Here is a 12,478-nt window from a genome sequence, read left to right on the forward strand (position 1 = left end):
GATGAATTTCATGCGTTTGACAATCCTGGCGTCGGCGGTGCTGACGTCGCTCGCGGGCGCGGCCCAAGACCAGCTTCAAGCCCAGACCACGCTTCGCATCGGCATCGCCGAGGACCCCGATATCCTCGATCCCAGCATCGGCCGAACCTATGTCGGCCGCATCGTGTTCTCCGCCTTCTGCGACAAGCTGTTCGACATCGACGAGAAGCTCAACATCGTGCCGCAGCTCGCGCTGTCCCACGAGACTTCCGCCGACGGCAAGGAAATGACGATCAAGCTCCGGCCGGGCGTCAAATTCCACGATGGCGAGCCGCTGGACGCGGAAGCCGCAAAATTCTCTATCGAGCGTCACATGACGCTGCCGACCTCGTTCCGCAAGTCGGAGCTTGCCAGCGTCGATCATGTCGAGGTGGTCGATCCCCTCACCATCAAGCTGGTGCTCAAAACCCCCTACTCGCCGCTGATCGCCCAGCTCACAGACCGCTCCGGCATGATGGTCTCCCCGAAGGCCGCGAAGGAGGCCGGCGACAAGTTCGGCCTGCATCCGGTCTGCGCAGGTCCCTACAAGTTCGTCGAGCGCGTGCAGCAGGATCGCATGGTGTTCGAGAAGTTCGCCGACTACTGGAACAAGGACAACATCCACATCGATCGCGTGGTGTTCCTGCCGATCGTCGACGCCACGGTGCGGCTCGCCAACCTGAAGTCCGGCGGGCTCGATCTGATCGAGCGCGTACTCGCCACCGACATCAAGGATGTCCGCGCCGATTCCCGCCTCGTGCTCTCGACCGCGCCGGAGCTCGGCTATCTCGGCCTGACCGTCAATATCGGCAACGACAAGAGCAAGGGCCCGTTGAGCCAGTCGGCGAAAGTCCGCCAGGCGCTCGACCTCTCGATCGATCGCGAAGCCCTCAACCAGGTCGTGTTCAACGGCGAGTTCACCCCTGGCAATCAATGGGTCAGCCCGACACATCCCTATTATCAGAAGGCCTTCCCGGTTCACGGCCGCGACATCGCCAAGGCGAAGGCGCTGTTGAAGGAAGCCGGCGTCACCACGCCGGTAACCGTCGACTACATGATCCCCAAGGGCGCGGAGAACGAGGCCGTGGCCCAGGTGATCCAGTCGATGGCCGCGGAAGCGGGTTTCGACATCAAGATCCGCGCGGTCGAATTCGCCACCACCTTCAAGCAGGCGCAGGCGGGCGAGTTCCAGATCTTCCAGATCAATTGGAGCGGCCGCATCGACCCGGACGGCAATTCCTACATCTTCATGCGCAGCAAGGCGCCGCAGAACGACGGCGGGTACGCCAATCCTGATGCCGACAAGCTGATGGAAGACGGCCGAGCGACGTCCAATGTCGAGGAGCGCAAGGCGATCTACGCCAAGCTGACAAAAATCCTGCTCGACGATCTGCCGATCATCTACATCTACCACCGTACGCTCCTGATCGCGCATACGACCAAGCTGCAGGGCTACAAGCAGATGCCCGACGGGCTGGTGCGCGTGGTCGGGTTGAAGTTCAAGTGATTGTTCTGACGATAGGTGCGTGTCCCCGACGCGGCGCAGCGCCAAAGCGCTGCACCGCAGAGCCGGGACCCGTAGCGACGGCCCATCGTGATCGATGGATCCCGGTTCAGCAGCGCAGCATTGCATGTTGCGCCGCGCCCGGGTCACGGGCCTGGCCATGCTGAACTTCCTCGCCCGCCGGATCGCGCAGATCGTGCCGACACTGTTCTTCGTGTCGGTGCTGATCTTCTCGTTGCAGCAATTGCTGCCCGGCGATCCGGCACTGGTGATGGCGGGCGAAGAGCGTGATCCCGCCGTGATCGAGCAGATCCGGCAGCAGTACAAGCTCGATCAGCCGATCCCCGTGCAATATGTCTACTGGCTCAAGGGAGTCCTCACCGGCAATTTCGGCGAGTCCTTGCGCAACAAGATGCCGGTGCGCGAGCTGATCGCGCAAAAATTGCCGGTGACGCTGCAGCTCGGTTCGATGGCGATCCTGATCGCGTTCTGCATCGGCATTCCCGCCGGCATCGTCTCCGCCGTGAAGAAGGGCACGGCCTGGGACTATGGCGCGAACCTGTTTGCGCTGTGGGGTATCTCGACGCCGAATTTCTGGCTCGGGATCCTGCTGATTTTCCTGTTCTCGATCAAGCTTGGCTGGCTGCCGGCATCGGGCTACGTGCCGCTCACCGAGAACTGGCGCGCCAGCCTTGCCGCCACCATCATGCCGGCCTTCGTGCTCGGCAATGCAATCTCCGCAGTCCTGATGCGGCATACCCGCAGCGCCATGCTTCAGGTGCTGGAAAGCGACTATGTCCGCACCGCGCGCGCGAAGGGCCTCTCCGAGCGCTCCGTGATCCTCAAGCATGCCATGCGCAATGCTCTGACGCCCATCATCACGCTCGGCGCGCTGGAGCTCGGCACGCTGCTGTCCGGCGCCGTCCTGACCGAGCAGATCTTCTCCATTCCCGGTTTCGGCAAGCTGATCGTCGACGCCGTCTTCAACCGCGACTACGCGGTGGTGCAGGGCGTCGTGCTGGTCACGGCCACGGTCTACATCACGTTGAACCTCGTCGCCGATATCGCCTATATCCTCGTCAATCCCAGGCTAAGGGGCTAGACGATGACCGACGCTGCACTGCCATCCGGCGCCGCCATCCAGGCCTACGAGCTGGACAGCCCGGCACGCCGTGCCCGGCGGCGGCTGTTCAAGCGCAAGGCCGCCGTGTTCGGGCTCGTCGTGATCACGGCGTTCATCGTGCTTGCGGTCTTCGCACCGCTCGTCGTGCCCTATGATCCCATCGCGACGAGCTGGAGCCTGGTGCGCAAACCGCCCACCGCTGCGCACTGGTTCGGGACCGACGAGCTCGGCCGCGACATCCTCAGCCGCGTCGTCTACGGCGCCCGGGCATCGCTGCTTGCAGGCCTGATCTCGGTCGCGATCGCGCTCGGCATCGGCGTGCCGCTCGGCCTTCTCGCCGGCTATCGCGGCGGCTTCGTCGACGCGCTGATCAGCCGGATCACGGACGCGATGCTGGCCTGCCCGTTCCTGATCCTGGCGATCGCGCTGGCGGCATTCCTCGGCCCGAGCCTCGGCAATGCCATGATTGCGATCGGCATCTCCGCGACGCCGATCTTCATCCGCCTGACCCGAGGCCAGGTGCTCGTCGTCAAGGCCGAGGATTATGTCGAAGCCGCGCGCGCGCTCGGCAATCCGCCCTGGCGCATTGCGTTCTCACATATCCTGCCGAACGTCCTGCCCACGCTTCTGGTGCAGGCGACGCTCTCGATCGCCGCAGCCATCATCGCCGAAGCGGCGTTGTCGTTCCTCGGCCTCGGCCAGCAGCCGCCGGCGCCGTCATGGGGCAGCATGCTCAATGCGGCGCAGCGCTTCCTGACCCAGGCGCCCTGGATGGCGATCTGGCCGGGCCTGGCGATCTTCCTCGTGGTGCTGTCGCTCAACCTGCTCGGCGACGGCCTGCGCGACGCGCTCGATCCGAGGCAGCGTTAAATCACCACCTCGCGCAACACCCGGCGGCAATCCATCTCGTATTCGAGATCGACCACCGGCGGCCGGGCAAAATGCCAGGTCAGACCCGAACGCAACGCGCCGCGGCGGACCAGTTCGTCGACGAGCGCGTGGTGGAAATCATGCACGGAATAGGCCTGCACCGCGGTCGTGTCGCTCCAGCCGAAGCCGAAGGCCGCCATACGGGCTTCCATCTGCGACGTCGTGGTGAAGCGCACCTTCTCCCGCAGCCCCTCCGGGCTGAGGTCGCGATAGCGCACTGTACGCTCGACATAGGTGCCGCTGCCCTCGCGCGCCTCGGCACCGCCTGATATCACGAAGGACGGCGCTTTCGAGCGGGTCGGCCGCGTGAACGAGAACGCATAGAACGATGGCTCGGCGGGCGGATCGATCTCCGGACAGACATTGCTGCGCGCCACCGGGTTGGTGGTGCCGTCGAAGATGCCCCATTCCGACAGCGTCTTCACGTAATGCAGGTTGAACGCGCGAAAGCCCTCTTCGCTGAAGGCCGCCGGCGAACGCAGTTCGCAAGCGCAAAACGCCGTCAGCGGCCGCCCCGCGTCCTGGATGAACTTTGCGGCCAGCGCGAACCCCTCCGCAAGCGGCACCAGACGGTCGAAGCGGACGCGCTCGATCTCGTAACCGTCATCCGCGACGGCGCCAGCCGAATATTGAAACACGGACGGAATGAAGCGGTAATTGCCTGCAGAAAACTCGCGAACCATGACGAACTCCTATTCCAGTTGCATGCGAATGCCCTTGGCGCCGTTGAGCAGGCGCTTCAGGTGAAAGCCGGCGAGGGAATTGTCGCGCGTACCAACGAACTGGCCGATCTTGGCCGCGGCCGCCTCGGCCTGCTCATGCAGGACCCGGATCAGAGAGGCCTTGTGGTCGCGATCATAGAAGAAACTCTCGAACAGCGCGTTTGCCGGCGGCGCGATGGCGACGACGGCCACGAACAGCGCGACACCTGTGGTGACAGCCGGCTCCTGAGTCCCCGCCCCGTACCCGCGCTGGCAGCGACGCCATCAGAGGCCGGGCTCGGTAGCGTCCTGGCTTGCGGGGTGTCGGGATGGAAGGAAAGGCTCATCACCCAAAACCTAGCAAGAAGATGCGGCCTTGTCTTTCGCAAGCGCGGGATAAGACCGGCCGGGTGCGGCCGGGCACAACGAGAAAGGGCGGCAGCGGACCCGCCGCTGCCGCCCGCTGGTTCGCTTGCAAGCGAGCGGCTTCAGGTCGTCCGCAAGGCCTTAGAGCCAAGGTCGAGTTCGTTGACCTGCTTGTTCCGCTCGGAATCGGCGGCCGCGCGGTGGTCGGTCGCCAACACCACGTAGACCGCGGGCAGCACGAACAGCGTGAACAGCGTGCCGATCGACATGCCGGCGACGACGACGAGACCTATCGAGAAGCGGCTGGCCGCGCCCGCGCCGGTCGCGGTCAGGAGCGGGATCAGGCCGGTCACCATCGCAGCCGTCGTCATCAGGATCGGCCGGAGGCGGATGCGGGCCGACATTTCGATGGCCGAGCGACGGTCAAGCCGCTCGTTGACCTGGAGTTCGTTGGCGAACTCCACCATCAGGATGCCGTGCTTGGTGATCAGGCCGACCAGGGTGAGCAGACCAACCTGGGTGTAGATGTTCATGGTCGCCGCGCCGAAGAACAACGGGATCAGCGCACCGACGATCGCCATCGGCACCGAGATCATGATCACCAATGGGTCGCGCAAGCTCTCGAACTGCGCAGCCAGAACCAGGAAGATGATGATCAGCGCGAAGCCGAAGGTGATCGCGAGCTGATTGCCTTCCTGCACGTACTGCCTGGAGTCCGCGAGGTAGTCGTGGCTGAAGCCCTGCGGCAGCTTCTTGGCCTCGCCTTCGAGGAAGTCGACCGCCGCGCCCACGGTGACGCCGGGCATCGGCACGGCCGAGAACGTCGCCGAATTGAGCTGATTGTAGTGCGTCAGCGAATTCGGGTCGGTCTTGGTTTCGATCGAAACCACGGTCGACAGCGGAAGCTGCTGGCCGGTATTGGTCGTCACGTAATAGCCGCCGAGCGATTCCGGCGACAATCTCTTGGCGCGCGGCACCTGCGGAATGACCTGATAGGAACGCCCCTCCAAGTTGAAGCGATTGATGTAGTTGCCGCCGAGCAGCACCGCGAGCGTGCTGCCGAGGTTCTGCATGTTGACGCCGAGGTCCTGCGCCTTGTTGCGGTCGATCGTCACCTTCACGTTCGGCTGGTTGTAGGCGAGATCGCTGTCGGAGACGATGAACATGCCGCTCTTGCGCGCGGAGTCCTTCAGCTTCTCCATCTGCTCAAAGACCGTCTGGAAGCTCGCGGTGGAATTGATCACCATCTGCACCGGCAGGCCGCCCGGCCCGCCCGGAAGCGGCGGCAGGTTGAATGCGAACGCCTGCACGCCCTCGATCTTGGAGAGCTCGGCCTGCACCAGAGGCTTGAGCTGGATCGACGAGCGCTTGCGCTCGTCCCAGGGCTTGAGCAGCATGCCGGCGATGCCGCCCTGCGGGCCGTTGATGCCGTTCAGCACGAAGCGCAGGTCGGTCTCGGGGAACTTCTCGAATTCCTTGTCGAGCTTTTCACCGTAGAAATCGACGTAGTCGATGTTGGCGTATTTCGGCGCCTTGGTCACCGCGAACACGATGCCCTGGTCCTCCTCTGGCGCCAGTTCCTTCGACGTGTGCATGTAGAGGAAGCCGACGAGGCCGAGGATAGTGATCGCGAACAAGCCCGTGATGGCCTTGTAGTCGAGCGAACGATCGAGCCTGCGGCCATACCAGCGCGTCAGCGCGCCGAACACCCTGTTGACGCCCTTGGCGAAGCGGCCCTCTTCGGTGTTCTTCAGCAGCACCGAGCACATCATCGGCGACAAGGTCAGCGCGATCACGCCCGACACGATCACCGAACCCGCCAGCGTGAAGGCGAATTCGCGGAACAGCGACCCGGTGAGACCACCGAGGAAACCGATCGGCGCGTACACCGCGGCGAGCGTGATGGTCATCGAGATGACCGGGCCGACGATTTCGCGTGCGCCCTCCAGCGACGCCTGGACCGGCGTCTTGCCCTCCTCCAGATGGCGGTGGATGTTCTCCACCACGACGATGGCGTCGTCGACCACGAGTCCGATCGCCAGCACCATCGCGAGCAGCGTCAGAAGATTGAAGCTGAAGCCCAGCGCCAGCATCAGGGTGCAGACGCCGATCATCGACAAGGGAATCGTGACGACCGGGATGATGACCGACCGCAGCGAGGCCAGGAACAGGAAGATGACCACGATCACGATGATCACGGCTTCGCCCAGCGTCTTCTCCACCTCGTCGATCGAGGACTGGATGAACTTGGTCGAATCGTAGGCGACCTTCATCTTCATCGACGGCGGCAGGTTGCGCTCGAGTTCGGGGAACAGCGCGCGCACGCCCTTGACCAGCGTGAGCGGGTTGCCTTGCGGCGTGGCCTGCACACCAATGAAAATCGCGTGCTCGCCGTTGAACGCGACGCTCGCATCCGTGCTTTGGGCGGCAAGCTCGACGGTGGCGATGTCCTCCATCCGCACGAAGCCGCCGTCCTTGGCCTTGACGATCATCTTCTTGAACTGGTTGACGTCGGTCAGGCCCGTGTTCGTCGAGACGTTCGAAACGATCAGATAGCCCTTGGTCTGGCCCGCCGCGGACTGGAAGTTGTTGGCCTGAATCGCCGCAGCAACGTCCGCGGGCGACACGTTGCGGCCGGCCATTTTCTGGGGATCGAGCCACAACCGCATCGCGAAGGTCTGCCCGCCGAGGATGTCGGCAGAGGCCACGCCGTCGACGGTCGAGAGCACCGGCTGCACAACGCGCGTCAGGTAATCCGAGATCGCCGAGCCCGAGAGCTCCTCGGACGAGAAGCCGAGATACATCACGGCCGTGGTCTGGCCCGTGGTCTTGGTAACGATCGGGTCGTTGGATTCCTTCGGGATCAGATATTTCACCGAGTTCGTCTTCGCCAGCACCTCGGTGAGCGCCTGGTTGGGATCGAAGTTCAGCTTGATGTAGACCTGGATCGTCGAGGTGCCGAGCACCGAGGATGAGGTGATGTAGTCGACGCCTTCGGCAGACGCCACCGCCTGCTCGATCGGCGTCGTGATGAAGCCCTGGATCAGGTCTGCGGACGCGCCGGGATAGACGGTCGTGATGTTGATGACCGTGTTCGACAGCTTGGGATATTGCCGGATCGGCAGCACCATCGCCGCGCGCAGGCCGATCAGCAGGATCAACAGGCTGACGACGACCGACAGAACCGGGCGTTTGATGAAAATGTCGGTGAAGCGCATCGCGGCGATCTCGATTTGTCTGTCTCAAGAAAAGTGATCCGGCCAAGCCGGATCACTTGAGTGTCATGGATCAGTAGCGCGGCGGCTGCGCCGGGATCTGCGGAGCCGGGTCGGTCGAAATCGACACAGCCGCACCCGATTGCAACTTGAGCTGGCCGACGGCGACGACCTTGTCGCCCGCCTTCAGGCCCTTGACGATTTCGACGCGACCATCGACCCGGTTGCCGGTCTGCACGAAGGTGCGCACCGCGGAGAGGCTGGTCTTGCCGTCGTCTTCCTTCTTCTCGGTGATCACGAACACCGAATCGCCGTACAGCGTGTAGTCGACCGCGGTCTCCGGAACGGTGATCACGGCCGGCTTGTCCGGCAGCACCACCGTGGTGGTCACGAACATACCCGGCTTCAGGATCTTCTCCGGATTGGCGATCGTCGCCTGCACGCGGATGTTGCGGGTATCGGTCGCGATTTGCGGTTCAATCGTCGTGATCTTGCCTTCGAAGACGCGGCCCGGATAGGCATCGACCTTGAGCCGGACCGTCTGGCCGACCTTGAGGTTGCCGGAATCCTTTTCCGTCACGGTGAAGTTGGCCCACAGCTCCGACAGGTCGGTCAATGACACGATCGCCGTGCCTGCCGTCAGATATTGGCCGACCTCGACCTTGCGGACGCCGAGATCGCCGGAGAACGGTGCGCGCACCAGCTTCTGCGAGATCAGGGCTTCGGTCTTGGCGATGCCGGCCTGCGCCTGGTCATAGGCGGCCTGCGCGGTATCGACGGTCGCCTGCGGACCGAACTGGCGCGACGCCAGCTGCTTGGCGCGATCGAGCGACAGCTGCGCGACGGTCGCCTGAGCCTTGTAATTGGCAAGGTCGCCCTGCTCCGGTGCGTCGAACAGCTGAACCAGCGGCGTGCCGGCCTCGACACGCGTGCCGGGCTCGAACTTGATCGCGGTGACGCGGCCGTTGACGTCGGCGCTGACGTCGACCTGATGCACGGCGACGAGGCCGCCGACCGCGGTGAGCAGGTTCGGCACCACCTCGGACTTCGCCTCTGCCGCGCTGACCGCGGTCGGCGGCGGCTTGTTGTTGGCGAAGAACTGCTTGATCATCTGGCCGCGGAAATAATTGAACCAGACGAGGCCACCGACGAGCGCCGCCAGGAGCGTGCCGACGATGATGAACCAGAGCACCGGCCGGACCGGACGCTTGGGAGCCTTGCTGTCGATCGGTTCGCCCGAAATCTTGTGTTCGGTTACGATGTTCATGTCATGCACTCTCTGCAATCGCCGTCTTGCCGGCATCCGCGGCAGCCTGATTGTGGCCCAGATGCGAAGCAATTGCGGCGTCGTTAAGTCCAATACCCCTCAGGAGAAACTCACACAGCTGTCGCTCGAGGTCTTCAGCCTTGCCGTAAGCGAGGCAAGGCGCGGCCGGCAACCTGGTCAGCGCTGCAGTCATCACCGTGTGATGCGCAAACCAGAACAGGTTGAGCGGGTCGCCGCTGAATGGCCGCGCGGCGCCGGCGGCAACGGCACGTTCAAGCGAGGCAACGAAGACCGCCCCGATCAGCGTCTGGATCTTGGCATAGAGCAAGCGGGCGAACTCGCCATCATCCAGATGGCTGGTGGCCATCAACCGCAGGCGCTGGGCCTCTTCCTGATCGGGACCATCGGCAATGTGCAGGAAATGCTGCACCATGCCGCGGATCACTTCGACCAGCGTGGCGGTCGAAGGGTCCCGTTCGAGCAGTTCCATCAGCGCCGGGTCCGCCTCGCATTCCTCGCTCAGGATCTCGGCGTAGAGCGCCGCCTTGGACGGAAAATGCTTGAACAGCAGGGCTTCGGAAATGGCAGCGGCGGCCGCCACGCTCTTGGTCGTGGTGCCGGTATAGCCGTGTCGGGAAAAGCAGCGCTTCGCGGCTCCGAGGATCAATTGACGCCTCAGGTCGCTCGTCATACGCAATGAGCTCATGGTTGGTGAGTAAGCACTCACCCACGTCAAAGTCAAGCACTATGTTGCATCGCAACCTGAGTGCGTTGTCGAGTCCAGCGGATATTGGCCCGGCCTGCACGGCTTCCGTGCATGACCTGAGCGCGGGTGGGGATGGACGGGGCGTGCGCTAGATCGGCTGGAAGCCGAGGTCGCCACGGATCCGGTTGAGGATGTAGGTCCCGTCCCGGGTCGGCAGGATCCGCTCCAGGCTGGCGCTGTCGATCTTCAGATTGCCAAAGCGCGGCCCGGCCGAGACGTCGTGGACGGCTTTGGCGAATGCCTCGACCTCAGCCATGGTCGAGATCGACTGGCTGTCCTTGATGCCGCAGGCCTTGGCGATTCCGACGAGGTCGGCGGCGGCCGAGGTGTGGCTGGTCTGGCCGCCGGTCTCGCCATAGGCCTCGTTGTCGAGCACCGCGATCGACAGGTTCGACGGCCTCTGCAGCCCGATGGTGGCAAGGCTGCCCAAGCCCATCAGCATTTCGCCGTCGCCGGTGATGACCAGCACCGGCAGCTTCGGCTGCGCCAGAGCGAGACCGAGCCCAATCATCGCGGCGCCGCCCATGCCGCCCCAGAGATAGAAATTGCGGGCGTGGTCGCCGGCTGCGCACATGTCGTTGGTCGAGGCACCGAGGCCGCCGATCGCGACGACGTCCTTGCGGTTCGCCAGCAGCGCGGACACCACCTGCCGGCGGTCGAGGAGATTGGCCTTGCTCATTTGGTGAAAACCTTGGCGCCGATCAGGCGCTGCGACAGGAGGACGGCGGTGGGCGTGAGCGCATGGTAGGCTTGCGACGCAGCGGCTTCGAGCACCGCGGGTACCTCGGCTGCGTTCGAGGCACGCAACACCTGGACACCCGAGAGTTCGAACACGCCCTGCGTGGTCGAGCCCATCGGCACCTGCCACGGATTGAACTCGCCCCACTCGCCGCGCATGGTCACCAGCGTCAGGAAGGGGAAGCGCAGGATCGGGATCAGCGAGAGCATGTTGATGCAATTACCGACGCCGCTCGATTGCATCAGCAGGACGCCGCGTTGGCCGCCGGCCCAGGCGCCGGCAAGAAGCGCCACGCCCTCCTCCTCCGTGGTGAGCGGAATGCCGCGCATCGTGGAGGAGCTCAGCACGCGCTGGATCAGCTTCGAATGGCCGGCGTCCGGCACGTACGGCACCTGCCTGACGTCGAAGCGTTGGAGCGTCGCGAAGATATCGTTGGGCCAATTCGGCGCCGTCGTGTCGGCTGCGTCAGCGCGGGCGTGCATTTTCCTGTCCGTTCGGCTAGCAGAGATATGCGACTGTAGACGGACGTACGCCTTGGTCGAAACAACAATAACGGCATATCGGCTTTAACCGGTGGGAATAGCGGGATGAACGCAGATGCGAAGGAATTGGCGGCCGGCTTCGACCTCGAGAAGCTGACGCCACAGTTTTATGACGACCCCTATCCGACCTATCGTGCACTGCGGGAGAACGAGCCGGTCAAGCGCTTGCGCAGCGGCACCGTGTTCCTGACCCGCTACGACGATCTCGTCACCACCTACAAGAACACCAGATCGTTCAGCTCGGACAAGAAGCGCGAGTTCGCGCCGAAATACGGCGACACCCCGCTCTACGAACATCACACCACCAGCCTGGTCTTCAACGATCCGCCGTCGCACACCCGTGTCCGCCGCCTGATCATGGGCGCGCTGTCGCCGCGGGCGATTGCCGGCATGGAGGGCGATCTCGTCAAGCTCGTCGACGGGCTGCTTGATGGCATCGCCGCCCAGGGCCATTGTGAGCTGATCGAAGATTTCGCGGCGTCCATTCCGATCGAGGTGATCGGCAATCTGCTCGACGTGCCCCATGAGGAACGCGGGCCGCTGCGCGACTGGTCACTGGCGATCCTCGGCGCGCTCGAACCCGTGGTGTCGCCTGAGGCCGCCACGCGCGGTAACAACGCTGTAAAAGACTTCCTTGCTTATCTCGATACGCTGGTCGCGCGCCGGCGCGCCAAGCCGGGCAATCCCGAGCGCGATGTGTTGACGCGTTTGATCCAGGGAGAGGAGAACGGCGAGCGGCTGACCGAGAGGGAGCTGCTGCACAATTGCATCTTCCTGCTCAATGCCGGCCACGAGACCACCACCAACCTGATCGGCAACGGCCTCGTGGCGCTGGATCGTCATCCCGACCAGAAGCAGCGGCTGATCGACAACCCCGAGCTGATCAAGACCGCCGTCGAGGAGGTGCTGCGCTACGAGAGCTCGAACCAGCTCGGCAATCGCATGACCACCGAACCCGTCGAGCTGGGCGGCGTCAGGCTTGAGGCCGGCACGTCGGTGACGCTGTGCATTGGCGCGGCCAACCGCGATCCCGCGCAGTTTGCCGACCCTGAACGCTTCGACATCGCACGCGCGCCGAACCGGCATCTCGCCTTCGCCACCGGTGCGCATCAATGCGCCGGCATGGCGCTGGCAAGGCTGGAAGGCGCGATCGCGATCTCGCGCTTCCTGGCGCGTTTCCCGAACTACGCGGTGAGCGGCCAGCCGACGCGCGGTGGACGGGTGCGGTTTCGCGGCTTTTTGAGCGTGCCCTGCACGATCGGATGAGAGCCGCTCACCAAAATTTGCGAAAACAACCCCATGCACAG

The 12,478-nt window shown here is 64.0% G+C and carries 11 protein-coding genes; 4 read left to right on the forward strand and 7 right to left on the reverse strand.

What is annotated here, in order from left to right; all coding sequences use genetic code 11:
* The first annotated feature begins 1 nt into the window (after nucleotide 1).
* The 3 genes from JQ580_RS19515 to JQ580_RS19525 all read left to right on the forward strand — a co-directional run bounded on the left by JQ580_RS19515 (nucleotide 2) and on the right by JQ580_RS19525 (nucleotide 3,515).
* Complete coding sequence (locus JQ580_RS19515; RefSeq protein WP_212281854.1) at nucleotides 2–1,525, forward strand: ABC transporter substrate-binding protein; 1,524 nt, start codon at nucleotides 2–4, stop codon at nucleotides 1,523–1,525.
* Between the two features lie 157 nt (nucleotides 1,526–1,682).
* Nucleotides 1,683–2,624 (forward strand): ABC transporter permease, encoded by a 942-nt coding sequence (locus JQ580_RS19520; RefSeq protein ID WP_212282108.1) that lies wholly within the window; start codon nucleotides 1,683–1,685, stop codon nucleotides 2,622–2,624.
* Between the two features lie 3 nt (nucleotides 2,625–2,627).
* On the forward strand, nucleotides 2,628–3,515 hold the full coding sequence (locus JQ580_RS19525) for an ABC transporter permease (protein WP_212281855.1): 888 nt from the start codon (nucleotides 2,628–2,630) through the stop codon (nucleotides 3,513–3,515).
* On the opposite strand, the gene cnbZ is transcribed toward JQ580_RS19525, so the two are convergent.
* The 7 genes from cnbZ to JQ580_RS19560 form a co-directional block, all read right to left on the reverse strand.
* Entirely contained in the window at nucleotides 3,512–4,258 is a 747-nt protein-coding gene (cnbZ, locus tag JQ580_RS19530; RefSeq protein WP_212281856.1) for a 2-amino-5-chloromuconate deaminase CnbZ, read from the reverse strand. The genes JQ580_RS19525 and cnbZ overlap by 4 nt on opposite strands.
* Nucleotides 4,259–4,267: 9 nt before the next feature.
* The gene (locus tag JQ580_RS33875) at nucleotides 4,268–4,489 is read right to left on the reverse strand and encodes a hypothetical protein (RefSeq protein ID WP_249134284.1); all 222 of its coding nucleotides are present in this window, start codon (nucleotides 4,487–4,489) and stop codon (nucleotides 4,268–4,270) included.
* 275 nt (nucleotides 4,490–4,764) lie between these two features.
* The gene (locus JQ580_RS19540; RefSeq protein WP_212281857.1) at nucleotides 4,765–7,860 is read right to left on the reverse strand and encodes a MexW/MexI family multidrug efflux RND transporter permease subunit; all 3,096 of its coding nucleotides are present in this window, start codon (nucleotides 7,858–7,860) and stop codon (nucleotides 4,765–4,767) included.
* Between the two features lie 70 nt (nucleotides 7,861–7,930).
* Nucleotides 7,931–9,124 carry an efflux RND transporter periplasmic adaptor subunit gene (locus JQ580_RS19545; RefSeq protein WP_212281858.1) on the reverse strand — a complete coding sequence of 398 codons (1,194 nt, stop codon included), beginning with the start codon at nucleotides 9,122–9,124 and terminating at the stop codon, nucleotides 7,931–7,933.
* Nucleotide 9,125: 1 nt separating this feature from the next.
* On the reverse strand, nucleotides 9,126–9,830 hold the full coding sequence (locus JQ580_RS19550) for a TetR/AcrR family transcriptional regulator (RefSeq protein WP_212281859.1): 705 nt from the start codon (nucleotides 9,828–9,830) through the stop codon (nucleotides 9,126–9,128).
* Between the two features lie 148 nt (nucleotides 9,831–9,978).
* Nucleotides 9,979–10,569: a thiamine pyrophosphate-dependent enzyme gene (locus tag JQ580_RS19555; RefSeq protein WP_212281860.1), complete on the reverse strand. Its 591-nt coding sequence runs from the start codon at nucleotides 10,567–10,569 to the stop codon at nucleotides 9,979–9,981.
* Nucleotides 10,566–11,111, reverse strand: coding sequence for a phosphonopyruvate decarboxylase (locus JQ580_RS19560; protein ID WP_212281861.1), 546 nt, complete (start codon nucleotides 11,109–11,111; stop codon nucleotides 10,566–10,568). Before JQ580_RS19560 ends, JQ580_RS19555 begins: the two co-directional genes overlap by 4 nt.
* 105 nt (nucleotides 11,112–11,216) lie before the next feature.
* Between JQ580_RS19560 and JQ580_RS19565 the strand changes: the two genes are divergently transcribed.
* Nucleotides 11,217–12,437: a cytochrome P450 gene (locus JQ580_RS19565; RefSeq protein ID WP_212281862.1), complete on the forward strand. Its 1,221-nt coding sequence runs from the start codon at nucleotides 11,217–11,219 to the stop codon at nucleotides 12,435–12,437.
* Nucleotides 12,438–12,478 lie beyond the last annotated feature (41 nt).

This window comes from Bradyrhizobium sp. SZCCT0148, assembly GCF_018129985.1.
Lineage (GTDB): Bacteria > Pseudomonadota > Alphaproteobacteria > Rhizobiales > Xanthobacteraceae > Bradyrhizobium > Bradyrhizobium japonicum_H.

What these genes read in the sequence shown, in the direction of transcription:
- JQ580_RS19525 (WP_212281855.1), top strand. Translation starts at nt 2,628, where the DNA reads ATGACCGACGCTGCACTGCCATCCGGCGCCGCCATCCAGGCCTACGAG.
- JQ580_RS19560 (WP_212281861.1), bottom strand. Translation starts at nt 11,111, where the DNA reads ATGCACGCCCGCGCTGACGCAGCCGACACGACGGCGCCGAATTGGCCC.
- JQ580_RS19545 (WP_212281858.1), bottom strand. Translation starts at nt 9,124, where the DNA reads ATGAACATCGTAACCGAACACAAGATTTCGGGCGAACCGATCGACAGC.
- JQ580_RS19555 (WP_212281860.1), bottom strand. Translation starts at nt 10,569, where the DNA reads ATGAGCAAGGCCAATCTCCTCGACCGCCGGCAGGTGGTGTCCGCGCTG.
- JQ580_RS19550 (WP_212281859.1), bottom strand. Translation starts at nt 9,830, where the DNA reads ATGAGCTCATTGCGTATGACGAGCGACCTGAGGCGTCAATTGATCCTC.
- JQ580_RS19515 (WP_212281854.1), top strand. Translation starts at nt 2, where the DNA reads ATGAATTTCATGCGTTTGACAATCCTGGCGTCGGCGGTGCTGACGTCG.
- JQ580_RS19565 (WP_212281862.1), top strand. Translation starts at nt 11,217, where the DNA reads ATGAACGCAGATGCGAAGGAATTGGCGGCCGGCTTCGACCTCGAGAAG.
- JQ580_RS19540 (WP_212281857.1), bottom strand. Translation starts at nt 7,860, where the DNA reads ATGCGCTTCACCGACATTTTCATCAAACGCCCGGTTCTGTCGGTCGTC.
- cnbZ (WP_212281856.1), bottom strand. Translation starts at nt 4,258, where the DNA reads ATGGTTCGCGAGTTTTCTGCAGGCAATTACCGCTTCATTCCGTCCGTG.
- JQ580_RS19520 (WP_212282108.1), top strand. Translation starts at nt 1,683, where the DNA reads ATGCTGAACTTCCTCGCCCGCCGGATCGCGCAGATCGTGCCGACACTG.